Origin of the sequence: Streptomyces sp. NPDC096013, from assembly GCF_044763565.1 — a bacterium.
GTDB lineage: Bacteria > Actinomycetota > Actinomycetes > Streptomycetales > Streptomycetaceae > Streptomyces.
Window position 1 is genome coordinate 801,051 of record NZ_JBIWGK010000001.1, and the last position, 22,975, is coordinate 824,025.

The following is a 22,975-nucleotide window of genomic DNA, read 5'->3' on the forward strand; positions in this document are numbered from 1 at the left end:
TCGGTCACCATGGCATTCCTCCACGGCACACGGCGACCGAAGGGCATCCGGGGCACCCGGAGCCGCGGCATCGGCCTCCATGCCACCCTGATCCTGGGCGTGCTGCTCTCGGCCTTCCCGTTCTACTGGGCCGTGATCATGTCGACGCACACCACGTCGGAGATCTTCTCCTACCCGCCGAAACTGCTGCCCGGCTCGCACTTCCTGGAGAACCTGCGCAGCCTCTTCGACAACATCGACTTCTTCGGCTCGATGTTCAACTCGGTACTGGTCGCGGGGTCGGTGACCTTCCTGGTCCTGCTCTTCGACTCGCTCGCCGCGTTCGTCTTCGCCAAGTTCCGGTTCCCGGGCAAGAACGTGCTGTTCGCGCTGCTCATGGTCATCTTCATGGTGCCGGCGCAGCTCGCGGCCATCCCCCAGTTCGTCATCATGGCGAAGCTCGGCTGGATCGGCTCGATGACCGCGCTGATCGTCCCGGCGGCGGCCAACGCGTTCGGCATCTTCTGGATGCGCCAGTACATGAAGAGCGCGATCCACGACGAACTCCTCGACGCCTCCCGCATCGACGGCGCCAACTTCCTCCGCCAGTACTGGCACGTGGCGCTCCCGGTGGTCCGCCCGGGTCTCGCCTTCCTCGGCATCTTCACCTTCATGGGCCAGTGGAACGACTACGCCTGGCCCCTGATCGCCCTCACCAACCCGAACAACGTCACCCTCCAGGTGGCCCTGTCCCAGCTCAACGGCACCCACGGCACCACCGACTACGGAATGGTCATGACCGGCGCGCTCCTGGCTCTCATCCCCCTGCTGATCGTGTTCGCGGTCGGCGCCAAGCAGATCATCGGCGACCTCGGCAAGGGAGCCATCCGCTGATGACCGACCCGCTGCTCGCGCTCCGCCCCTGGGAGTCACCCGAGGTGACCTCCTGGGGGCGGTTGCCCATGTCCGCCGTCGACCGCCGCGCGGGGGCCGTCTCCCTGGACGGCGACTGGCGCTTCCAGCTGCTGCCCGCGCCGGACGCGCCGCTCACGGAGACCTGGTCGTCGTCCCGCGTGCCGGGTGCGTGGACCATGCAGGACACGGACGACCGTCCGCAGTACACGAACGTCCGTATGCCGTATGCGGAATTCCCCCCGCTGTCGCCGGTCGACAATCCGACAGGGGTCTACGAGCGTGAGGTGGACGTCCCGGCCGACTGGGCCGGGCGGCGGATCGTGCTCCAGGTCGGGGCCGCCGAGAGCGTGCTGCTGGTGCATGTGGACGGGCGGCCGGTCGGCATCTCCAAGGACTCCCACCTCGCCGCCGACTTCGACCTCACGGATCTGGTGCGCCCCGGCGGGCGGGCCACCGTACGGCTGACCGTGGTGAAGTGGTCGGACGCGTCGCACCTCGAGGACCAGGACCAGTGGTGGCACGGCGGCATCACCCGGTCGGTGCTGCTGTACGCGACCGATCCGCTGCATCTCGCGGACGTGACCGTGCGGGCGTCCCACGACGGCACCCTGCGGGTCGACTGCCAGGTGCGGGACACGGCCGGCGCACTGCCCGACGGGTGGTACGTCTCCGGCGATCTCGACGGTCAACTCCTCACCCAGGACGAGGAGTTCGACCGGTTCAACATCGAGGACGACCGGGTCTCCGACTTCCTCGGCGAGGCACGCATGCGTGCCGCCGTCTCCGAGGTGCGCACCTGGAACGCCGAGACACCCGAGCTGTACGGCCTCACCGTCCGGCTGCACCGCGCGGACGGGACGGTCGCCGACGCGTCGTACCGGCGCATCGGGTTCCGGGACGTGGAGATCGCCGGCCGGGACCTGCTCGTCAACGGCGAGCGCGTGTACATCCGGGGCGTCAACCGGCACGACTTCCATCCGCTGACCGGCCGCACCGTGTCGTACGACGACATGCGCGCGGACCTGGTGCTGCTCAAGCGGTTCGGCTTCAACGCGATCCGCACCGCGCACTACCCGAACGACCCGGCGCTCTACGACCTCGCCGACGAGCTGGGTTTCTACGTCGTCGACGAGGCGGACATCGAGTCGCACGACCACGCGCACGAGATCGCGGACGACCCGCGCTATCTGAACGCGTTCGTGGACCGCATGGCGCGGATGGTGCTGCGCGACAAGAACCACCCCTCGGTGATCATCTGGTCGCTCGGCAACGAGTCCGACTACGGCGCGAACCACGACGCGGCCGCCGGCTGGGTCCGCCACCACGACCCCACCCGACCGATCCAGTACGAGGGCGCGGCCAAGCGCGGCTGGGCGGACCCGGACCTCGCCTCCGACATCGCGTGCCCGATGTACGCGCCGCTGGAGGACTGTGTCGCGCACGCGCTCTCCGGTGAGCAGACCAAGCCGTTGATCCAGTGCGAGTACTCGCACGCGATGGGCAACAGCAACGGCACCCTCGCGGACCACTGGGCTGCCATCGAGTCAACCCCGGGTCTTCAGGGCGGCTTCATCTGGGAGTTCTGGGACCACGGAATCCTTCAGCGTGTGAGCGACGGAAGACCCACCGGCCGCGCGGGCGCCGGGCTGTACGACAACGGTGTCGCCGCGCCCGGTCAACGCTGGGCGTACGGCGGTGACTTCGGCGAGGCGATCCACGACGGCGTGTTCATCGCGGACGGCGTGGTGTTCCCCGACCGCACCCCCAAGCCGGTGATGTTCGAGCACCGGGAGATCGCGGCGCCCGTGCGCATCGAGTGCTTCCGGCACGAGGGCATCGTCCTCGGCAACCACCAGCACTTCCGGGGCCTCGACTGGCTCGCCGGGACCTGGGAGCTGGCCCTCGCGGACGGCCGGACACTAACCGCTCCGGCCGAGCTGCCCGCCCTGTGCCCGGGCGAGACGGTGGCCGTACCGCTGCCGTTCGCGCTGCCGGAGGACGGCGGCGAGGCCTGGCTGACGCTGCGGGTGACGACGGCCGAGGACCAGCCGTGGGCACCGCGCGGCACGGATGTGTGCGCGCCGCAGGTGCGCCTGCGGGCGGCAACGCCCATGGCGGCAGCGGTGGTCGGCGGCGGCCGGGTGGAGGTCGACGCCGAAGGGCTGCTGCTCCACCCGCTGTTGGCCGTCGCCCCGACGCTGTCCCTGTGGCGGGCGCCCACCGACAACGACGAACTGGGCGGCATGGCCGCGCGCTGGCGGACCTGGGGGCTCGACTCGCTGGTCCGCAAGGTCGTCTCGGTACGGCGCGACGGCGAGCGGATCACGGCGGTCGCCGAGTACGCCGGGGCCACGGGTGTGGTCACGCACCGCCAGGTGTTCACACCGGTGGAGGGCGGGGTCCGGATCGAGGAATCGGCCGAACTGCCCGACGAGTTCGACGACGTGGCCCGGGTCGGCACCGTGTTCGAGATGGTGCCGGGGCTCGATCTGCTGGAGTGGTTCGGCCGGGGTCCCTGGGAGTCGTACCCCGACCGCAGCACGGGCGCGCCCGTGGGCCACCACTCGGTCCCCGTCGACGCGCTGTTCACCCCGTATCTGCGCCCGCAGGAGAGCGGTGGGCGGCACGGGGTACGGCGGTTCACGCTGTCGGCACCGGACGCCACCGGTCTCGCGGTCGACCTCGACGAGCCCCGCCAGGTCTCGGTGACCCGCCATCGCGCCGAGGACCTCACCGCCGTACGGCACCACGACGAACTGGTGCCGCGTGCGTCCTGCGTGGTGCACCTCGACGCGGCGCACCGGGGGTTGGGCACGGCGTCGTGCGGCCCCGACACGTCGCCGGAGTATCTCGTCACACCGGGTGTCCATCGCTGGAGCTGGACCCTGCGCGTTCTCTGAACTCCCCGGTTCTCAGCAGCTTTCACGAGCACTCACCCTGTACGGAGCACACGTGTGCACTTCGCATGAGCACGAGCACGAACCGTGCGAGACGGCCCAGGCCGGCGCCGGGCGGCGCAACTTCCTCCGGGCGACCGCCCTGCTCGGCGCCGCCGCCACGGCCGGCGTCGCACTGCCGGCCGCCGCCGAGGCGGCCCCGGACTCCGCGTCCGCGAAGGCGGGTCGGCGGCCCGACACCGAGAGCCGGCGCTTCACGCTCGCCGTGATGCCGGACACCCAGTACCTCTTCGACGGGCCGAGCATCGACAAGGCGCCGGTCGAAGCCTCGCTGCGCTACCTCCTGGAGCACGGCAAGGACGACAACATCGTCTTCCTGTCCCACCTCGGCGACCTGACGCAGAACGGGGCCGTGCCCGAATTCGCCGCCATCGGCGAGGCGTTCGAGCTGCTGGACCGGCGGGGCGTCGGCTACAGCGTGCTGGCGGGCAACCACGACATCAAGTCGTCGACGGACGACCAGCGCGGCTCGTCGCCCTACCTGGACACGTTCGGCCCGCGCCGGTTCAGGAACAACTCCACGTTCGGCGGGGCCTCTTCGGACGGCTACAACACGTACCACGTGTTCCGGGCGGCTGGCCGGGAGTGGCTCGTACTGGCCCTGGACTGGCGGCTGTCGGCGCAGGGCTACGCCTGGGCGAAGGACGTCATCGCGCGGCACCCGAGGACGCCGGTCGTCCTCACCACGCACGAACTCGTCGTGGGCGACGACACGTTGTCGGACTACGGGCAGCAGCTGTGGGACCGGCTCGTCGCGGACCACGACCAGATCTTCCTCACCCTGAACGGCCACTACTGGCCCGCGGGCCGGGCGACCCGCAAGAACGCGGCGGGCAACGACGTCCACCTGCACCTGACGAACTATCAGAACCGGTACTTCGGCGGCGCGGCGATGATCCGCCTCTACCACTTCGACCTGGACCGCGACGTCATCGACGTGGAGACGGTGTCGCCGTGGATCCTGGGCAGGGCCGCGAAGGGCCTCAACGAGCTGGAGCGGCAGGAGATCGAACTCAGCGGCGACGCCGACCGGTTCTCCGTGGGCATCGACTTCGCGGACCGCTTCGCCGGCTTCGACCCGGTGCCGGTCCGTCCGGCACGCCCCGCGGCGAAGATGGTGATCCCGGGCACGGCCGCCTACTGGCGCTTCGAGTCCCCGGTCTCCGGCACCGTCCGCGACCTGTCCGGCCGCGGCAACGACCTCACCGTGGTCGCGGTCGGCGGCGGGACCCTCGGCTGGTCGGCCGACCATCACCCCGACCAGCCCGGCCACGGCAGCCTCGAGTTCACGGGCTTCAAGTCCCCGCTGAAGGGCGCCTATCTGCGCACGGTCGACCGGGCGCCGCTCAACTCCGCGACGTTCGAGCGGGGTTACACGATCGAGGCGTTCTTCCGGCTGCCCGCCGACTGGGACCCCGACCACAACGCCTGGTCCGGGCTGGTCAGTCGGACCGGTACGGGCGGCGCCGCGGGCAAGACGGTGGACGACCCGGACGAGCCCCTCGCCACGCTCTCCCTGTCCAACGACCGTGAACCGCAGTGGGCCGTCCGCCCGTTGAACCAGGAGGGCATCGCCAGCAACTGGGGCCAGGAGACCCCACTGGAGACCTGGTCGCACCTCGCCGTCGTCAACGACGGCAGGCACACCACGATGTACGTCGACGGCTGCCCGGTCGTCCGCAATCCGAAGGCGCCCGCCGTGGGCCTCACCTCGGTCGGCCTGCCCTGGCTGCTCGGCGGCTACGAGTACGCGGACCGGATCGACCAGATCCTGCACGGCCGCCTCGGCGACGTCCGGATCGTCTCCCGGGCGTTGCCCGTCACCTCCTTCATGACCCACTGACAGCCCTCCAGAGGACTCCCGAAGATCATGACCGAGCAGCAGCTGCCCACCTGGGCCGATCCGTCCGTCTCCCCCGCCGCCCTCGACGCGCAGGGTGTCTCCCGACGCCAACTCCTGCGCCGCGCGGGCCTGTTCGGCGCCGCGTTCACCCTCGGCGCGGGACCGCTCGCCACCTCCGCGGCGGCGGCCGGCCGGGGCTACGGCGGCAACGACCCGCGCCTCGCCTACCTCGTCGGCGACCACCACGTGCACTCCGTGTACAGCCACGACGCGAAGTACACCTTCTCCCAGCAGGCGAGGGCCGCCGCGCGGTACGGCCTCGACTGGATGGTGTTCAACGAGCACTCCAACTTCGGACACGCCTCCTACGGCGCCAAGTCCGAGCACGCGGAGATCCTCAAGGCGCGGGCCGCCAACCCCCGGCAGCTGATCTTCCAGGGCCTGGAGTGGTACATACCGGCCGCCGAGCACTGCACGATCTTCGCCGCGCCGGGCCGGCACGAGGTGGATCTGCTCACCGCGTTCGAACTCGCCTACGACGGCAAGCTGTTGGGCTACGACAAGGGCGGCGTCGCCGACACGGACACCGCCCGCAACGAGGCCCACGCGGTGAAGGCCATCAAGTGGCTGGCGGAGCAGCGCCGTTCGGGCTACGTCGACGACGTCCTCGTGCTCGCCAACCACCCGCTGCGCCTGGGTATCGACTCCCCGCACGAGATGCGCGCCTGGCGGGACGCGGCCCCCGAGATCATGATCGGCATGGAGGGAGCGCCCGGCGCCCAGGGCGCGGCCCTGCCCGGCTGGCGCGGTGCGACGTCGATCCGCGGCGAGTACGAGAACAAGCCGTCGGCCCAGTCCTGGCCGGGCTATCCGGCGGACGCGTTTGTGACGTACGGCGGTTTCGACTGGGCGACGGCGACCGTCGGCGGGCTGTGGGACTCGATGCTGGCCGAGGGGCGGCTCTTCTCGATCACCACCAACTCCGACAACCACCGTACGGTCTACGACACATGGGCCAACGGCACCTGGCCCGACGGGCAGAACTTCGACAACACCGGCAAGCTCCCCGACCCGGTGCAGACCGACTCCCCGCAGCCCGGCAGCGACTTCTGGCCCGGCGAGTTCAGCCGCACCCATGTGGGCGTGACCCGCTACGGCTACCGCGAGGTCATGGCGGGCCTGCGCGCGGGCCGCGTCTGGGTCGACCACGGGCATCTGCTGGACGGGCTCGACGTCCGCCTGAAGCGGGACTGCGACCACGGCCAGGGGGTCACGCTGGGCGGCCGGCTGCGGGTCCGCAAGGGTGACCGGCTCACCCTGAACATCACCGTGACGACCGCCTCGCGGCCCAACGCCCAGGGAATTCTGCCCGAGTTGGCGCACGTGGACGTGATCCGGGGCGCGGTGCGCGGCGCGGTGTCCGACCGGGACGCGTGGCGGGCGCCGGACACGAAGGTCGTCCGTACGGCGGACGTCGGCGGCCGCAAGGGGACGTACACGCTGCGCGTTCCGGTGACCGCCGGGGACGAGTCCTTCTATCTCCGGCTGCGCGGCAGCGACGGCAAGCGGCACGGTGCGGGCTACCTCGGCGCCTCGGTGGACCCGCACGGCCCGATCCCCCACGAGCCCGGCAACGGTGACCCGTGGGCCGACACATGGTTCTATTCCAACCCCATCTTCGTCGACCTGGCAGGTATCTGATGAAGCGTCAACTGACTCTCCTCGCCGCCTTATTGGGTGCTCTCACGCTCGGCGTGAGCACCTCCTCCGCAGCCGCCTCCACCACCTGGGCGGAGACCGGCACGGCCTACACCGGCAGTCTCGGCGGCGGTGAGGGCGTCGCCAGTCAGGCGGACGGCTCGCTGCTGTACCGCGGGCTGGCGTCCATCCCGCTGGATCTGCGCATCCAGGGCTGGAACCACATCGGTGACCCGGACATCGCGAACGGCTACGTCTTCGACGCCTACCAGGCCGCCGACACCGGCACGTCCAAGATGTTCGCGGTCACCACACCGTCCGGGACGCGCTACACGTACGTCCACCCGCTCGACTCCGGCGAGAAGATCAACAACTCGTTCGACGCGATATCGCCGGACACGCAGTGGATGGTGTCGGGCGAGTGGGGCGACCAGTCCAGACTCCAGGTCTTCCCCACTCCCCTGCTCAACGCGTCCACCCCGAAGACGGGCGGGACGCTGCCGCAGGCCGGGCAGATCACCCTGGACCGGACGGTGAACGACATCCAGGGCTGCGACTTCGTGACGGACACCCGCCTGGTGTGCCTATCGGACGACGCGTCGGGGACCAAGTTCCCCGAGATCCGCCCGCTCCTCCAGGTCGACCTGCCGCACAAGCTCGACGGCGGGCCGGTCACCGGGACGGTCACCAGCCTGTTCGCGCTGCCCCAACGCAGCATCTGCACCGGCACGTTCGAGGCCGAGGGCATCGACTACGACGTGAACAGCGGCACGCTGCGGGCCGAGGTCGTCCAGCCGGGTGTGTGCCAGGTGTCGACGAGCGTGTACTCGTACAGGCAGCAGTAGGCGGACGGCGGTCCGCGCACGGCGGTGGCCGGTCGACCGTGGCCGCCGGTGAGGCGCGGAACCGCGGGAGACTTCAGGCGTAGAACCGCGAGAGACTCTGGAGGACGGCGGCGGGCTTCGGCCCGCCGTCGATCTCTATCGTGCCCTCGACGGCGATCTGCACCCCGCCCGGTACGTCCTCGACGGCCGCGAGCTTGGCGACGAGCCGAATCCGTGAGCCGACCTTGACCGGCGCGGGGAAACGGACCTTGTTCAGGCCGTAGTTGACCTTCGTGGACACGCCCTCGACGTCCAGCAGTTCGGTGAAGAGCGGGATGAAGAGGGACAGGGTCAGATAGCCGTGCGCGATGGGCGCGCCGAACGGTCCGGCCGCGGCCCTCTCCGGGTCGACGTGGATCCACTGGTGGTCGCCCGTCGCGTCGGCGAAGGTGTCGATGCGTTCCTGGGTGACCTCGATCCACTCGCTGGTGCCGAGGTCGCTGCCGGCGAGCTTCTTGAGTTCGTCGAGGCCGTTGACGGTGATGCTCATAAGTAGCCAGTTCCTTACGGGAGTTACCGGTCGCCGAAGCGCTTGCGCACCCGGGACTTGAGGAGCTTTCCGGAGGCGGTGCGCGGGAGTTCGTCCGCGACCACCATGGACTTGGGGATCTTGTACTTGGCGAGCCGGCCGGCCAGCGACGCGAGCACCTCGTCGGGGTCGAGCGCGACGCCCTCGCGCGGGACGACGACCGCGCGCGGCACCTCGCCCCACTTGTCGTCCGCGACCCCGATCACCGCGCACTCCACGATGCCGGGATGGGCCAGCAGCAGGTCCTCGATCTCGGCGGGGTAGATGTTCTCCCCACCGGAGATGATCATGTCCTTCATACGGTCGACGATGTACACGTAACCGTCCTCGTCGGTGCGTGCCGCGTCCCCGCTGCGGAACCAGCCGTCGGCGAAGACCGCGGCCGTCTCCTCGGGCAACCCCCAGTAGCCGGGCATGACATGGGGCCCGCGCACCACGACCTCGCCGGTCTCGCCGACGTCGGCGGGGGTGAGGTCGGGCCGTACGACCCGTACGTCGCTGAAGAAGTGCGGCACGCCCGCCGAACCGGCCTTGCTCTGCGCGTGTTCGGCGTCCAGGAACAGGGTGCCGGGCGCGGCCTCCGTCATGCCGTAGCCCTGGAGGAAGGTCAGCCCGCGTGCCTGGTAGGCGGCGATCAGCGGGGAGGGCACCGGGGAGCCGCCACAGGTGAGGATGCGCAGCGAGGAGAGGTCGGCACCGGCCCAGCGGGGGTGCCGGGCGAGTTGGTCGAACATCGTCGGGACCCCGAACATGAAGGTGATCCGGTGCCGTTCGATGAGGTCGAAGGTGGCCGCCGGGTCGAAGGCCTCGACCAGGACGCAGGTGCCGCCCTTGAGCAGCACCGGCAGGGTGAGCATGTTGAGGCCGGCCGTGTGGAACAACGGGGCGGAGACCAGGGCGCGTTCGTCGGCGATCAGGTCGGTGTCGACGAGGACGTTGATCGCGTTCCAGGCGAGGTTGCCGTGGGTGAGCATGGCACCTTTGGGCCGGCCGGTCGTGCCCGAGGTGTACATGATGATGCAGGTGTCGTCGGCGGTGACGGGCTCGTCGATCGGCTCGCTCGACGCGGCGTCGGTCAACTCCTCGTACTCCGGGCCGACTTCGATGTAGACGCGTACGTCGGTGCTGCCCGGCAGCCCCGCGACGAGCCCGGCGTGCGTCGGGCCGTAGACGAGGATCTTGGCGCCGGAGTCGGTGAGTTGGTGGGCGATCTCGGGGCCGGCGAGGCGGGTGTTGAGCGGGACGAAGACCGCGCCGAGGATGCCGGCCGCGAACAGGGTCTCCAGGTAGGCGGGGTGGTTCGGGCCGAGGTAGGCGATGCGGTCACCTCGGCGGAGGCCCCGGCTGCGGAGGGCGTGGGCAAGGCGGGTGGTTCTGGTATGCAATGTGCCGTAGTCCGTCGACGATCCGCCGTGTACCAGAGCCGTACGACGCGGGGTCTTCCGAGCCCGGCGGGCGGGCCAGGACCCCAGTCCCTCGTTGCGCATCCGGTGCCCCTTACGTCAGGCCGAGCAGGCGGGCGGCGTTCTCCTTGAGGATCTTCGGCCTGACCTCGTCCTTGATGGGCAGCTTCTCGAAGTCGGCGAGCCAGCGGTCCGGGGTGAGGACGGGGTAGTCGGAGCCGAAGAGGACCTTGTCCTTGAGGAGGGTGTTGGCGTACTGCACGAGCTGCGGCGGGAAGTACTTCGGCGACCAGCCGGACAGGTCGATGTGCACGCCCGGCTTGTGGGTGGCGACCGCGAGGGCCTCGTCCTGCCAGGGGAAGGACGGGTGCGCCAGGATGATCTTGAGGTGCGGGAAGTCGGCCGCCACGTCGTCCACGTGCAGGGGGTTGGAGTACTTGAGCCGGATGCCGCCACCGCCCGGGACGCCCGCGCCGATGCCGGTCTGGCCGGTGTGGAAGAGGGCGATCGTGCCCGTCTCCTCGATGACCTCGTACAGGTCGTAGGCCACGGCACGGTCGTTGGGGAAGAAGCCCTGGATGCTGGGGTGGAACTTGAAGCCCTTCACCCCGTACTCCTCGACCAGGCGGCGGGCCTGCCGGACGCCCGCCTTGCCGCGGAAGGGGTCGATGGAGGCGAAGGGGATGAGGACGTCGGCGTTGGCGGCGGCGGCCTCGGCGACCTCCTCGTTCGGGACGGGTTCGGTGCCGGTCGCGGACTCGGCGTCGACCGTGAAGATCACGGCGGCCATGTTCCGCTCGCGGTAGTACGCGGCGGTCTCCTCCAGGGTCGGTTTCCGCTTGCCCTCGACCTTGAAGTAGGCGGAGGAGGCGTCGTGCAGGTCGTCGTCCAGGGAGGAGTGGCCCTTGGAGGACACCTCCGCGTGGGTGTGGACGTCGATCGCGACGAGTCCTTCGACGTCCATCGGGGCTGTCATCACGCCTCCGGAAGCTTCGGTGCGGGGATGCCGACCGACTGGAGTTCGGCGCCGACCGAGGTGGGGAAGGCGTCGGCCAGGGTGTCGGGGGTCCAGCCGCCGTCGGCGTAGGCGGTGCTGATCTCCTGCGGGTGGGACCAGAGTGCCACCTTGTCGCCGCCGATGCCGATGGCCTGCCCGGTGATCCCGCGCGCGGCCTCGGAGGCCAGGAACGGTACGAGTGCCGCGCAGTCCTCCGGGGTGCCGAAGCCCTCGCCCTTGCGCAGGACGTCGGGGAGGGGCTCGCCGTTCTTCATCGCCTCCACGTAGGGCGCGAACGCGGGGATCGTCTCGGTCATCGCGGTCGCGGCGACCGGCACGATCGCGTTCACGGTGATGCCCGCGCGGCCCAGCTCCATCGACCAGGTGCGGGCCATCGCGGCGATGCCCGCCTTGGCGGCGGCGTAGTTCGTCTGGCCGAAGTTGCCGCGCTGGCCGGCCGGCGAGCCGACCAGGATCAGGCTGCCGCCCTCGCCCTGCTCGCGCATCCGTACGGCGGCGGCGCGGGCACAGGTGAAGGTGCCCTTGAGATGGGTGGTGATCACCGCGTCGAAGTCGTCGTCGGTCATCTTCCACAGCACCCTGTCGCGCAGGATGCCCGCGTTGGTGACCAGGATGTCGAGCCGCCCGAACTCTTCGACGGCCCTGGTCACCAGCCGTTCGGCGGCCTCCGTCGTACCGACCGGGACCACCTCGGCGACGGCGGTGCCGCCCGCCCCGGTGATCGACTTCACGGCCTGCTCGGCCACCGCCTCGTCGATGTCGTTGACGACCACGGACGCGCCGTGGGCGGCCAGGGCGTGCGCGTAGGCGAGGCCGAGGCCCCGGCCACTGCCGGTGACGACGGCGACCTTGCCGGTCAGATCGATGCTGGGCACGAGCGGTCCCTTCACAAGACGAGGCTGCGGTACGGCACACCGGGACCGCGACCACGGAGTCCGTGAGGACGGCGTGGACTGCGAACGGCACCGGTGCGGCTACGAGATCGAAGCTAAGAGCAATAATTGTTGACGTCAATAGTTGTTGCCGATGGACCAGGTGCGTCAGACTGACCCCGAACGACCGCACGCCCCGCCCGGGGCCTCGACCCAGGGAGCCCGCCATCGCCCGTCAGCCGCACGCCGCGAACCCGCCGATCGACGCGCACGAGCCGTGGATGCGCGGGCTGCACGCGGACACGGGCTACCTCATGTACCGGCTGGGCCTCAGGTCCGGCCAGCTCTTCAACACGTTCCTCCAGGAGTCGGGGCTGCGCCTGCGCCACTACGCGCTGCTCCGCTTCCTGGCCACGTCCGAGGGCGCCCTCCAGCGCGAACTGAGCACCCGCCTCGGCTACGACCCGAGCGCGATCGTCGGCCTGGTGGACGACCTGGAGAAGCTGGGATTCGCCGAGCGCCGCCCTTCCCCCGACGACCGGCGCAGCCGCATCGTGGTCCTGACGGCGGACGGCCGCGGCTTCCTCCGCGACACGGACGAGGCGGGCCTGCGCGTCACGAACGAACTGCTGGGCCCGCTCGACGCGACCGAGCGCGCGACCCTGCACACCCTGCTGCAACGGGTCGCCGAGGACGGACTCGCCTGACCCCGGACGGAGGCCCGGCCATGCCCACCACCCGGTCCACGACGACCGCCGATTCCGCCACGGCCATCAGGTCCACGGCCACCGCGCGGTCGGCGCCGGCCACCGGTCCGGCGACCACCTCCGCGCGGCCCTCGAAGATCCCCCGGCCGGCGGCGCCCGCCACCCGCTCCGCGCCGGACCGGCTGCTCGCCGTGCTCGCCGCCTTCGACCACACGCACACGGCCCTGTCCCTCTCCGACATCAGCCGCCGCGCCGGCCTCACCCTGACGACCACCCACCGGCTCGTGGGCGCCCTCACCGAGTGGGGCGCGCTGGAACGGGACACGTCGGGCACGTACCACGTCGGCCTACGGCTGTGGGAGATCGCGGCGCTCGCCCCGCGCGGCCTCGCCCTGCGCCAGCTGGCCCTGCCGTATCTGGAGGACCTGTACGAATCGACGCACGAGAACGTGCAGTTGGCGGTGCGGGACGGCGCGGAAGTCGTCTACACCGAGTGGATCTCGGGCCGTTCGGCGGTCGGCGTGCACATCCGGGTCGGCGCCCGCTGGCCCCTGCACGCCACCGGAGTGGGCCTCGCCCTGCTGGCCCACGACGACCCGGACGGCCAAGAGGCCTACTGCACCGGGCCGTTGGCGTCCTTCACGCCGTACACGATCACCGATCCGGTACGACTGCGCCGGGTGCTGGCCGAAGTACGGCACACCGGCGTCGCGGTGAGCAGCCGTCAGATCACGGACGACGCGCTGTCGGTGGCGGCTCCGGTGCGTGGGCAGGGTGGTGCGGTGGTGGCGGCCGTGTCGGTCGTGGTGCCTCAAGCGGACGCGCAGGTACCGGCGTTGGTCCCGGCGGTACGGCTCGCGGCGCGCGGGATATCGCGGGCGCTGGGGTGGCGGCCGGAGCCGTGACGGCATCGTCCTCGGCCCGGGCCCGACCCTCGTGGACCGACAGGCCGACGTCCACCACGGCACGCTCCATCACGGCACGCTCCACTTCGGCGCAGACCCCGAGGGAGGCATGGAGGTCTCCCTCGGTCGTCCCGCACCCTCCTCATCTCACCCGGGCAGCCCCGCCAGCATCCGCCGGTCCCGAGGCGCCGGCTTCCGGTCCAGCCTCGCGTCCAGCAGCCGTCGCGCCGCGTCGCACCGCCCCGCCGACACCAGCGCGTACAGCAACGTCTCCTCCACGACCTCGCGTTGGGCCGCGCTGCCGCCCACCTTGCGGAGGACCGGAAGCAGCGCGTCGAGGCCGTGGGCGGCCTCGTGGAAGCGGTGTTCGACGAGGGCGGTGAAGGCGTCGCACAGCGGGGCGATGACCTCGCGCTGCACCGGGTCGGCGCCCGCCGCGTGGTCGCGCAGACGGCGGAGGGCCGGGAGGTCACCGGCCGCCGTCAGGGCCACCGCGGCGTGCAGGGCCGTGAACGCCGTCGCCGGCCGCTCCAGGACCTCGCACGTCACCGAGTCCAGGACGTCCGAAGTGGGCAGCTCCCCCTGCCAGTTGCCGCTGAGCCGGGCCCGCCACAACAGGGACCCCGAGTCGACCAGGGCACGCACCCCGGTCACCCGTCCCGGTGCCAACTGGGCGAACCAGCGCCTGCGTACGGCGGCCGGGTCGTCCAACGCCAGTTCGTGCAGGGCGATGTGCCAGGAGAAGTGGGCCCGGTGGACGGCACCCCGGCCTTTCCCGGAGACCCAGCGGTCCAGCCAGTCGCGGCCCGCCTCGTGGGCGCCGGACTCGTAGTGGACGTGGGCCAGCGCGTGCACGGCGTGGCCGGAGGCGGGCTCCACCGCCAGAGCACGGTGGGCGAGTTCGCCCGCCTCGTGCAGCCGGCCCTGCTCCTGGCGGAGGAACGCGAGCAGCGAGGTGTGGAACCAGTGTCCGTCGTAGGCCGGGGACGTGCGCTCGACGAGCCGCAGGGCGTAGTCGTCGTCCAGGTCGGTGACGCCGGAGAAGGCGATGGTGGGGACGGCGGTGGCGAGGGCGAGCGCGTCGGCGGGGTGGGTGTCGAGATGGCGGATCAACGCGCGGTCCCCGTCGGTGGACTGGACCCTGCGGGTGATCACGTCGACGAAGGACCGCTCGCGTGCGTCGGCGCGTTCGTGTGCGCTGCGCTGGGCGTCGGCGAGTGCCCGGGGGACGTCGACGGCGGCTCCGCACTCGTGGCCGAGGAGGGCCAACGCGGCGTGGCCCAGGGCGAATCCGGGGTCCAGGGCGACCGCGCGGGCGAAGGCGTCCTCGGCTCCGGCGCGCACTTTGAGGACCCGGTCGAGTCCGTTGCGGTAGGCGGTGGCCGCCTCGGCGTGGGTGGACAGCGGGAGTCCGAGTCCGTCGACGGGCCTGCGGCGGGCGCGGCGGGCCGGTGGGACGAGGAGTTGCCGGGCGAGGGCGGCGGCCTGGACTCGTATCTCGGGGATGGCGGTGGTCTCCCAGAGTTCGCCGCGCCGGGGGGCGCCGAGCGTGAACAGCGGTCGTACGCAATGGCCTTGGGCGTCGAGAAGGCGTCCGTCGCGGGTGGCGGACCCCATGCCGAGCGGTCCGGGCACGGCCCTGCCGGACTCGAACAGGCCACGCCACATGGGGTCTTCGAGCCGTTGCCCCGGTCCGGTGCAGTCGATCACCCAACCGGCCCGCACTATGCGGCCGTTGGAGAGTGTCACCACCAACTGGTCGCCGGAGTCCACCACATCGGTGATCGTGGCCGTGTGGACCTGGAGGCGGCGGGCGGTGCGGGCGCGGGTCAGGGACTCGGCGGTGGCGGGGGCCATGCGGTGGCGGTGGGTGTTCCAGAGGGCGCCCTCGCCCCCGAGGAACTCGCCGCGTTCCTCGGGGGTGAGGCTGTGCCAGAGGCGGGCGGTGTGCGGGCGGAGGCTGTCCAGGGCGGGGCGCCAGTCGCCGTGGGTGCGGACGGAGCGGCTGATGTGCCGGTAGACGGTCCGGCGCAGGCCGCTCAGGGTCAGATCGCGCGGCCAACTCGGCGCCTCCATCGCGCCGGCCGGGCCCAACGCGTGGGGCTGGGGCAGGAGTCCACTGCGGGAGACGGCGTGGACCGTGCGCCCGGCACCGTCCAGGGTGAGGGCGAGGTCCACGGCGGTGAGGCCGGTGCCGACGAGGAGGACGTCGGTGGCGTCCTCGCGTACGGCGTCCAACGCACCGGGACTCCAGGGCGAGTTGATGAAGCGGGGTGAGGTGCGCAGTGCGGGCGGCGCCCAAGCCGCCGTAGGGGCGGCGGGGCCGGTGGCGAGGACGGCGCTGTCGGCGGTGAGGAGACCTCCGTCGGCGAGGTGGAGTTCCACCGGGCCTTCGGGGGCGCCGGTACAGCTCTCGGCGCGGGTGCGCAGCCGGCGTACGGCGACCGTGCCGTGGGAGCGGACCACGGCCTGGGCGAGGGTGTCGGCGAGATAGGCGCCGTAGCGGTAGCGGGTGGCGAAGTCGGCGCCCCTGACCGTGGGTTTACCGTGGCGGCACAGCCAGCGGGTGAAGTGGCCGGGGTCGTCGGGGTAGCAACTCATGCCGGCCGCGGGGACGTTGAGCCGGTGGCGCGGATCGGGGGTGGCGTACGCCGTGCCGCGGCCGGCTTCCGGGGCCGGGTCGACCAGCACCAGGTCGAGGGGGGTCCGGCGGCGTGCGGCGGTCTCGCAGAGCTGGACGGCGGTCAGGGTGCCTGCCGCGCCCGCTCCGACGATCGCCACGGTGGGCCGCTTGCGGACTTCGGTCACGAATACCTCCGGCGTGGTCTGCCACGGAGCCGCCGAGACGGGTCTCCGCCTTCAGTTCCTTCCACACTATTCCGACCGGTCAGGTGGGGAAGCCCTGGCGGGACGGGGATCTCACCGGTTACTCAGGGCATCGGTCGGCGCCTTCATACTCTGTTCACACGCGGGAAGCGTCCGGCAACCGTGGTTTCAGGCCTTCTTTCAGGCTCTCTTCACAGGAATCTCAGGTGGAGCCCCTGGGATTCAAAGATTCAACCCAGGGAAGTGGCACAGGATGCAACGGCACTGGTGATCTCGTCGCGTATCGCCAGGGGGTGTGCGCGACATGCGGAGGAAGGCCTGCCGTGGGCGTGTCGCACATATCCAACCGGTCCGAGAAGCAGTCGGAGAGGTGGTCCCGTCGTGGGGTCCTCACCGTGCTCGGGGTGGTGCCGGCCGCCGTCCTGACGGGTTGCGGCAGTTCGGCGGGGGCCGCGGAGAGCTCGTCCTCCGCCGGTCCGTCGGCGACGGCGTCGGTGAAGGCCGCGAAGGCGCCGACCATCACGGTCTCCCCCGCCGACGGCACCAAGAAGGCCGATTTCACGGCCCCGGTGACGGTGACGGTGACCGACGGCACCTTGGCCGCGGTGAAGGTGACCGGCAACGACGGCTCCACGCTGGCCGGCACCTTCGACGACGCCAGGACGACATGGACGTCCGCGAAGAACCCGTACTCGGGCACGAAGTACACGGTCGCCGCGCAGGCGGAGGGCGCCGCCGCGAAGACGCTGACCTTCACCACGAAATCCCCCGGCGAGACCTTCGTCGGCTACTTCACCCCCGAGGCGAACTCCACCTCCGGCGTCGGCATGCCCGTCTCGATCAACTTCACGCACGCGGTCAAGGACCGGTCCAGCGTCCAGAAAGCGATCACCGTCACCGCCGAGCCCGCCGTCGAGATCGTCGGCCACTGGTTCAGCGACACCCGGCTCGACTTCCGCCCCGAGACGTACTGGGCGGCCGGCACGAAGATCACGCTCAGCCTCCGCCTGAAGGACGTCGAGGGCCAGGACGGCGTCTACGGCGTGCAGTCCAAGGACGTCACCTTCGACATCGGCCGCGAGCAGATCAGCACCGTGGACCTATCCAGCAAGGAGATGGTCGTCAAGCGCGACGGCACGACCCTGGCCACCTACCCGGTCAGCGGCGGCAACGCCCAGCACACCACCTGGTCCGGGATCATGGTGATCAGCGAGCGATTCAAGCAGACCCGCATGGAGTCCTCGACGGTCGGCCTCGGCGACGAGTACGACATCTCCGACGTCCCGCACGCCCAGCGTCTCACCACCTCCGGCACCTTCGTGCACGGCAACTACTGGGCGTCCACGTCGGTGTTCGGCAACGAGAACACCAGCCACGGGTGCGTCGGCCTGCACGACGCGAAGGGCGCGAACGACACGTCGGTGGCGGGCTACAAGTTCTACGACAGCTCGATGCTCGGCGACGTCGTCATCGTGAAGAACTCCGGCGAGAAGACCGTGGCCGCGGACAACGGCCTCAACGGCTGGAACCTCTCGTGGGCGCAGTGGAAGGCGGGGAGCGCAATCTAGGGGCTGCCCGCGCCGTCCCGCCGTGGCCCGCAGCGCGGCGGACGGGGAGGGGCGGACAGGCCTCAGCGCCTTGACCCCGCAAGGCGGATCGGAAACCTCCTCTTTCGCCGTATCAACCCCTGAACCCCCGCCCGCCCGAAGGACTTTCCCGGCTTCACCTCTTGACGTCCGGAGTGGCTGAGAGCACATTGACCGCGCACCCACTGTCTGAGAGCGCTCTCAGACAGGCGCGGGCAACCGCACTCGCACCCCACCCCGTACCCGGGAGGCACCCATGAGTGACACCTCCGGCAGGCAGCGCAGACCCCGTCCCCTACGGCGTGTCCTGCTCGCCGTCCTCAGTACCCTCGGTCTGGCGGCCGCCACGGCCACGGCCTTCACCCTGCCCGCGAACGCCTCGGCGCCCACACCGCCCTCGGGCTGGACGCAGGTGTTCCTTGACGACTTCAACGGCACCGCGGGCACCGGTGTGTCGACCGCCAACTGGCAGTACGACACCGGGACTTCGTACCCGGGCGGTGCCGCCAACTGGGGCACGGGCGAGGTCGAGACGATGACCTCCTCCACCAACAACGTGGCGCTCGACGGCAACGGCAACCTGCTGATCACCCCGCGCCGGGACGCCTCCGGCAACTGGACCTCGGGCCGCATCGAGACCAACCGCACCGACTTCCAGCCGCCGGCCGGCGGGAAGCTGCGGGTCCAGGCCCGTATCCAACTCCCCAACGTCACCGGCTCGTCGGCGCTCGGCTACTGGCCCGCGTTCTGGATGCTGGGCGCGCCGTACCGGGGCAACTACCAGAACTGGCCCGGCGTGGGCGAGTTGGACATCATGGAGAACGTCCAGGGGCTCAACACCGACTGGTCCACCATGCACTGCGGCACCAGCCCGGGCGGTCCGTGCAACGAGACGACGGGCATCGGCGGTTCCACGGCGTGCACGGGCACGACCTGCCAGGCGGGTTTCCACACGTACGCGATGGAATGGGACCGGTCCACGAGTCCCGAGCAGATCCGCTACTACCTCGACGGCGTCAACTTCGAGACGGTGAACTCCAGTCAGGTCGACGCGACGACCTGGGCCAACGCGACGAACCACGGCTTCTTCATCATCCTGAACGTGGCGATGGGCGGCGGCTTCCCGAACGCGTTCGGCGGCGGCCCCACCAGCGCCACCGACCCGAACCACCCGATGACGGTGGACTACGTCCAGGTCCTCTCGTCGACGGGCGGTGGGAGCGGCACCACGCCTCCGCCGACCGGCAATCGGGACGCGTACAGCGCGATCCAGGCCGAGTCCTACGACAGCCAGTCCGGCACGATCGCCGAGACCACCACGGACACGGGCGGCGGCCAGGACATCGGGTCGATAGCCAACGGCGACTGGGCGCTCTACAAGGGCGTCGCCTTCGGCTCCACGGCGGCCACCCAGTTCAACGCGCGGGTCGCGAGCGGCGCCGCGAGCGGGGTCAGCGGCCTGGTGCAGGTGCGCCTCGACAGCCCCACCGCGACCCCGGTCGGCAGCTTCGCGCTGGCCAGCACCGGGGGCTGGCAGTCATGGAGAACGGTCCCGGCCAACATCAGCTCGGTCACCGGCACCCACGACGTCTACCTCGCCTTCACCAGCGGCCAGCCCGCGGACTTCGTGAACGTCAACTGGTTCGACTTCGGTCACTGATCCCGGCTCCCCACCGGGCCAAGGGGCTTCACGCGGGCGCGTGGGGCCCCTTTCGGCGTGCCCTCGCCGTCAACCGCAGCTCCGCCCGGAACCCCGCCGGTGTCACATCCGTGTGCTGCTGGAAGAACTTGGAGAAGTTCGCCGCGTCGGGGAATCCAACCGCCGCCCCCACCCGGCCGATCGGCAGGTCCGTGTGGGCCAACAGGCGTTTCGCCTCCAGGACGACTCGCTTGTCGATGAAGCCCTTGGGGGTCTCGCCGGTGGCGGCGCGGACCGCGCGGACCAGGGTGCGGCGGGAGTAGCCGAGGGCGTCGGCGTAGGCGCTCACGCTGTGGTTGGTGGCGAAGCCCCGCTCCACGGCGTCGCGGAAGAGGGTGAACGTCGTGTCGGCCTGGCGTGCGGCGTCCTCGGCCGAGCTGGCGGCGAGGTGCGCGAGCCGGAGCAGGAAGGCCGTCAGGGAGTGCCGTAGGACCGAAGTGTGCAGGCTGAGCGGGAGGGTCTCCGTGTCCTCGTACTCGCGCTGGAGCTGGTCCAGGGAGGCGCGCAGGGCGGCGAGGCGGGGCTCGTCGGGGTGCAGGAGCGGGGGGAGGTCGTAGCGGTAGAGGCCGGTCGCCTCGACCGTGGCGCGGGGGAGGAAGCCCGGTTGCATGGTCAGGACGGTGCCGCGGTACTCGCTGGTCGGGGAGAAGCGGTGGACCTGGCCGGGGCGGATCCACAGGACGTCGCCTGCGGTCGCCTCGTACTCGGCGAAGTCGATCATGTGGCGGACCGGGCCGCCGGAGAAGAGCATCACCACATGGAAGTCGATGCGGTGGACGCGGTGCAGGGGCGCGTCGGCGTGCCAGGTGCGGCCGGTGCCCATCGGGCCGACCTGCATGCCGACGCCGCAGACACTCAGATCGACAGGGAAGGGAAACGTTCTGATCACGTCGCCGTCACTGCCTGCGTCTTGGATAGTTCTGTCCGTCATGTCCTTCTCGTGCCGCCTCAACGCTCATCCCGGTGTCCCACTTTCACCACAGGCTGGCACACCGGCACCTTCCCTCGTAAAAGTCAGACTTTTAGATTTGAAGGCGTCCGAGCAGTTCTGCCGCTCTTACCGAGGACTTCTTGAAGATGAACGCGCACACACCTGACAGCTTCGAGTGGACCGACCTCGACCGTCGCGCCGTCGACACCGCCCGCATCCTGGCCGCTGACGCGGTCCAGAAGGTCGGCAACGGTCACCCGGGCACCGCGATGGCACTGGCTCCTGCCGCGTACACGATCTTTCAGAAGGTGATGCGTCACGACCCCGCGGATCCCGAGTGGACCGGCCGTGACCGCTTCGTCCTCTCCCCCGGCCACACCTCGCTGACGCTGTACACGCAGCTGTACCTCGCCGGGTACGAGTTGGAGCTGGACGACCTGAAGGCGTTCCGCACGCACGGGTCGAAGACGCCTGGTCACCCCGAGTACGGGCACACGGCCGGTGTGGAGACCACGACAGGACCGCTGGGCCAGGGCGTCGCCAACGCGGTGGGCATGGCCATGGCCGCCCGCTACGAGCGCGGCCTGTTCGACCCCGAGGCCCCCGAGGGCGAGTCGCCCTTCGACCACACGATCTGGGCGATCGTCTCCGACGGCGACCTGGAGGAGGGCATCTCCGCCGAGGCCTCCTCGCTCGCCGGCCACCAGAAGCTCGGCAACCTCGTCTTCGTCTACGACGACAACCACATCTCCATCGAGGGCGACACCGCGACCGCCTTCTCCGAGGACGTCCTCAAGCGGTACGAGGCCTACGGCTGGCACACCCAGCGCATCGAGCCCGCCGCCGACGGCGACATCGACCCCCACGCGCTGTACACGGCGCTCAGGACGGCGCAGGCGGAGACCGGGCGCCCCTCGATCATCGCGATGCGCACGATCATCGCCTGGCCCGCCCCGAACGCGCAGAACACCGAGGCCTCCCACGGCTCCGCGCTCGGCGCCGAGGAGATCGCCGCCACCAAGCGCGTCCTCGGCTTCGACCCGGAGCAGTCCTTCGAGGTCGCCGACGAGGTCCTCGCGCACAGCCGCAGGGCCCTGGACCGGGGCGCCGAGGCGCACTCCGCCTGGGACAAGCGGATCGACAAGTGGCGCGGCGCCCAGCCCGAGCGGGCGAGGCTCTTCGACCGGATCGTCGCGGGCCAGCTCCCCGAGGGCTGGGAGCAGTCCCTGCCGGTCTTCGAGGAAGGCTCCTCCGTCGCCACCCGCGCCGCCTCCGGCAAGGTCCTCCAGGCCCTGGGGACGGTCCTGCCCGAGCTGTGGGGCGGCTCCGCCGACCTGGCCGGCTCGAACAACACCACCATCGACAAGACGTCGTCCTTCCTCCCGGCGGGCAACCCGCTGCCGGAGGCCGACCCGTACGGCCGTACGATCCACTTCGGTATCCGCGAGCACTCGATGGCGGCCGAGATGAACGGGATCGCCCTGCACGGCAACACCCGTGTCTACGGCGGCACCTTCCTGGTGTTCTCCGACTACATGCGCAACGCCGTGCGCCTGTCCGCGCTGATGCAGCTGCCGGTGACGTACGTCTGGACGCACGACTCGATCGGTCTCGGCGAGGACGGCCCCACCCACCAGCCGGTCGAGCACCTCGCCTCGCTGCGCGCCATCCCGGGCCTGAACATCGTGCGCCCCGCCGACGCCAACGAGACGGCCATCGCCTGGGCCGAGATCCTCAGGCGGCACGCCACGAAGCCCGCCCCGCACGGTCTCGCGCTGACCCGTCAGGGTGTGCCGACCTACGCGCCCGACCCCGATGCGGCGCGCGGCGGTTACGTGCTCAAGGACTCCTCCACCGAGACCCCCGACGTCGTGCTGATCGCGACCGGTTCCGAGGTGCACCTCGCCGTCGAGGCGCGGGAGCGGCTGGAAGCCGAGGGCGTGGGTACCCGGGTGGTGTCGATGCCGTCCGTGGAGTGGTTCGAGGAGCAGTCGCGCGAGTACCGCGACCGTGTCCTTCCGCCGTCAGTGAAGGCCCGCGTTGCGGTCGAGGCCGGGATCGGTCTCACGTGGTACCGGTTCACAGGTGACGCAGGCCGCATCGTCTCCCTCGAACACTTCGGCGCCTCCGCCGATGCCAAGACCCTGTTCGCCGAGTTCGGTTTCACGGCCGAGAACGTCGCCGCCGCCGCCCGGGAATCCCTTGCCGCCGCGCGCGGTTGAT

Annotated in this window: 16 protein-coding genes; 10 read left to right on the top strand and 6 right to left on the bottom strand. The window is 70.8% G+C overall.

What is annotated here, in order from left to right:
* Positions 1-9: 9 nt before the first annotated feature.
* The 5 genes from ACIRB1_RS03600 to ACIRB1_RS03620 are packed head-to-tail and all read left to right on the top strand — an operon-like array spanning position 10 to position 8,237.
* Complete coding sequence (locus ACIRB1_RS03600; protein ID WP_403464432.1) at positions 10-873, top strand: carbohydrate ABC transporter permease; 864 nt, start codon at positions 10-12, stop codon at positions 871-873.
* Positions 873-3,794, top strand: a complete 2,922-nt coding sequence (locus ACIRB1_RS03605) for a glycoside hydrolase family 2 TIM barrel-domain containing protein (RefSeq protein ID WP_403464433.1) — start codon at positions 873-875, stop codon at positions 3,792-3,794. The genes ACIRB1_RS03600 and ACIRB1_RS03605 overlap by 1 nt, the downstream gene beginning before the upstream one ends.
* Positions 3,795-3,846: 52 nt before the next feature.
* A complete protein-coding gene (locus ACIRB1_RS03610; RefSeq protein ID WP_403464434.1) occupies positions 3,847-5,694 on the top strand; it encodes a LamG-like jellyroll fold domain-containing protein in 1,848 nt (615 codons plus the stop codon).
* A 27-nt stretch (positions 5,695-5,721) separates the two neighbouring features.
* The gene (locus ACIRB1_RS03615; protein WP_403464435.1) at positions 5,722-7,395 is read left to right on the top strand and encodes a PHP domain-containing protein; all 1,674 of its coding nucleotides are present in this window, start codon (positions 5,722-5,724) and stop codon (positions 7,393-7,395) included.
* On the top strand, positions 7,395-8,237 hold the full coding sequence (locus ACIRB1_RS03620; RefSeq protein WP_403464436.1) for a hypothetical protein: 843 nt from the start codon (positions 7,395-7,397) through the stop codon (positions 8,235-8,237). The genes ACIRB1_RS03615 and ACIRB1_RS03620 overlap by 1 nt, the downstream gene beginning before the upstream one ends.
* Before the next feature lie 73 nt (positions 8,238-8,310).
* On the opposite strand, the gene ACIRB1_RS03625 is transcribed toward ACIRB1_RS03620, so the two are convergent.
* Genes ACIRB1_RS03625 through ACIRB1_RS03640 form a run of 4 tightly spaced genes read right to left on the bottom strand, consistent with a single transcriptional unit; the run spans position 8,311 to position 12,101 of the window.
* A complete protein-coding gene (locus ACIRB1_RS03625) occupies positions 8,311-8,766 on the bottom strand; it encodes a MaoC family dehydratase (protein WP_266774220.1) in 456 nt (151 codons plus the stop codon).
* 23 nt (positions 8,767-8,789) lie between these two features.
* On the bottom strand, positions 8,790-10,292 hold the full coding sequence (locus ACIRB1_RS03630) for a long-chain fatty acid--CoA ligase (protein ID WP_403464437.1): 1,503 nt from the start codon (positions 10,290-10,292) through the stop codon (positions 8,790-8,792).
* A gap of 10 nt (positions 10,293-10,302) precedes the next feature.
* Positions 10,303-11,172, bottom strand: coding sequence for an amidohydrolase family protein (locus ACIRB1_RS03635; RefSeq protein ID WP_352181362.1), 870 nt, complete (start codon positions 11,170-11,172; stop codon positions 10,303-10,305).
* A gap of 11 nt (positions 11,173-11,183) precedes the next feature.
* On the bottom strand, positions 11,184-12,101 hold the full coding sequence (locus ACIRB1_RS03640) for an SDR family oxidoreductase (RefSeq protein ID WP_352180968.1): 918 nt from the start codon (positions 12,099-12,101) through the stop codon (positions 11,184-11,186).
* Between the two features lie 278 nt (positions 12,102-12,379).
* Here ACIRB1_RS03640 and ACIRB1_RS03645 point away from each other — a divergent pair, with 278 nt between their 5' ends.
* The gene (locus tag ACIRB1_RS03645) at positions 12,380-12,805 is read left to right on the top strand and encodes a MarR family winged helix-turn-helix transcriptional regulator (protein WP_266774218.1); all 426 of its coding nucleotides are present in this window, start codon (positions 12,380-12,382) and stop codon (positions 12,803-12,805) included.
* Between the two features lie 20 nt (positions 12,806-12,825).
* A complete protein-coding gene (locus ACIRB1_RS03650) occupies positions 12,826-13,710 on the top strand; it encodes an IclR family transcriptional regulator (protein ID WP_403464438.1) in 885 nt (294 codons plus the stop codon).
* Between the two features lie 147 nt (positions 13,711-13,857).
* On the opposite strand, the gene ACIRB1_RS03655 is transcribed toward ACIRB1_RS03650, so the two are convergent.
* Entirely contained in the window at positions 13,858-16,518 is a 2,661-nt protein-coding gene (locus ACIRB1_RS03655) for an FAD/NAD(P)-binding protein (protein ID WP_403464439.1), read from the bottom strand.
* Between the two features lie 341 nt (positions 16,519-16,859).
* Here ACIRB1_RS03655 and ACIRB1_RS03660 point away from each other — a divergent pair, with 341 nt between their 5' ends.
* Positions 16,860-18,104: an Ig-like domain-containing protein gene (locus ACIRB1_RS03660; protein ID WP_403464440.1), complete on the top strand. Its 1,245-nt coding sequence runs from the start codon at positions 16,860-16,862 to the stop codon at positions 18,102-18,104.
* 274 nt (positions 18,105-18,378) lie between these two features.
* Entirely contained in the window at positions 18,379-19,782 is a 1,404-nt protein-coding gene (locus ACIRB1_RS03665) for a glycoside hydrolase family 16 protein (RefSeq protein WP_403464441.1), read from the top strand.
* A gap of 28 nt (positions 19,783-19,810) precedes the next feature.
* Here ACIRB1_RS03665 and ACIRB1_RS03670 read toward each other — a convergent pair whose 3' ends face one another.
* Complete coding sequence (locus ACIRB1_RS03670; protein WP_403464442.1) at positions 19,811-20,752, bottom strand: helix-turn-helix domain-containing protein; 942 nt, start codon at positions 20,750-20,752, stop codon at positions 19,811-19,813.
* Between the two features lie 146 nt (positions 20,753-20,898).
* On the opposite strand from ACIRB1_RS03670, the gene tkt reads away from it, so the two are divergent.
* Entirely contained in the window at positions 20,899-22,974 is a 2,076-nt protein-coding gene (gene tkt, locus ACIRB1_RS03675; RefSeq protein ID WP_352180961.1) for a transketolase, read from the top strand.
* Position 22,975: the final 1 nt, after the last annotated feature.

Bases quoted from the DNA above. Each gene is read 5' to 3' on its own strand.
- ACIRB1_RS03600 (WP_403464432.1), top strand. From the start codon at position 10: ATGGCATTCCTCCACGGCACACGGCGACCGAAGGGCATCCGGGGCACC.
- ACIRB1_RS03605 (WP_403464433.1), top strand. From the start codon at position 873: ATGACCGACCCGCTGCTCGCGCTCCGCCCCTGGGAGTCACCCGAGGTG.
- ACIRB1_RS03615 (WP_403464435.1), top strand. From the start codon at position 5,722: ATGACCGAGCAGCAGCTGCCCACCTGGGCCGATCCGTCCGTCTCCCCC.
- ACIRB1_RS03620 (WP_403464436.1), top strand. From the start codon at position 7,395: ATGAAGCGTCAACTGACTCTCCTCGCCGCCTTATTGGGTGCTCTCACG.
- ACIRB1_RS03625 (WP_266774220.1), bottom strand. From the start codon at position 8,766: ATGAGCATCACCGTCAACGGCCTCGACGAACTCAAGAAGCTCGCCGGC.
- ACIRB1_RS03630 (WP_403464437.1), bottom strand. From the start codon at position 10,292: ATGCGCAACGAGGGACTGGGGTCCTGGCCCGCCCGCCGGGCTCGGAAG.
- ACIRB1_RS03635 (WP_352181362.1), bottom strand. From the start codon at position 11,172: ATGGACGTCGAAGGACTCGTCGCGATCGACGTCCACACCCACGCGGAG.
- ACIRB1_RS03645 (WP_266774218.1), top strand. From the start codon at position 12,380: ATGCGCGGGCTGCACGCGGACACGGGCTACCTCATGTACCGGCTGGGC.
- ACIRB1_RS03650 (WP_403464438.1), top strand. From the start codon at position 12,826: ATGCCCACCACCCGGTCCACGACGACCGCCGATTCCGCCACGGCCATC.
- ACIRB1_RS03665 (WP_403464441.1), top strand. From the start codon at position 18,379: ATGAGTGACACCTCCGGCAGGCAGCGCAGACCCCGTCCCCTACGGCGT.
- ACIRB1_RS03670 (WP_403464442.1), bottom strand. From the start codon at position 20,752: ATGACGGACAGAACTATCCAAGACGCAGGCAGTGACGGCGACGTGATC.
- tkt (WP_352180961.1), top strand. From the start codon at position 20,899: ATGAACGCGCACACACCTGACAGCTTCGAGTGGACCGACCTCGACCGT.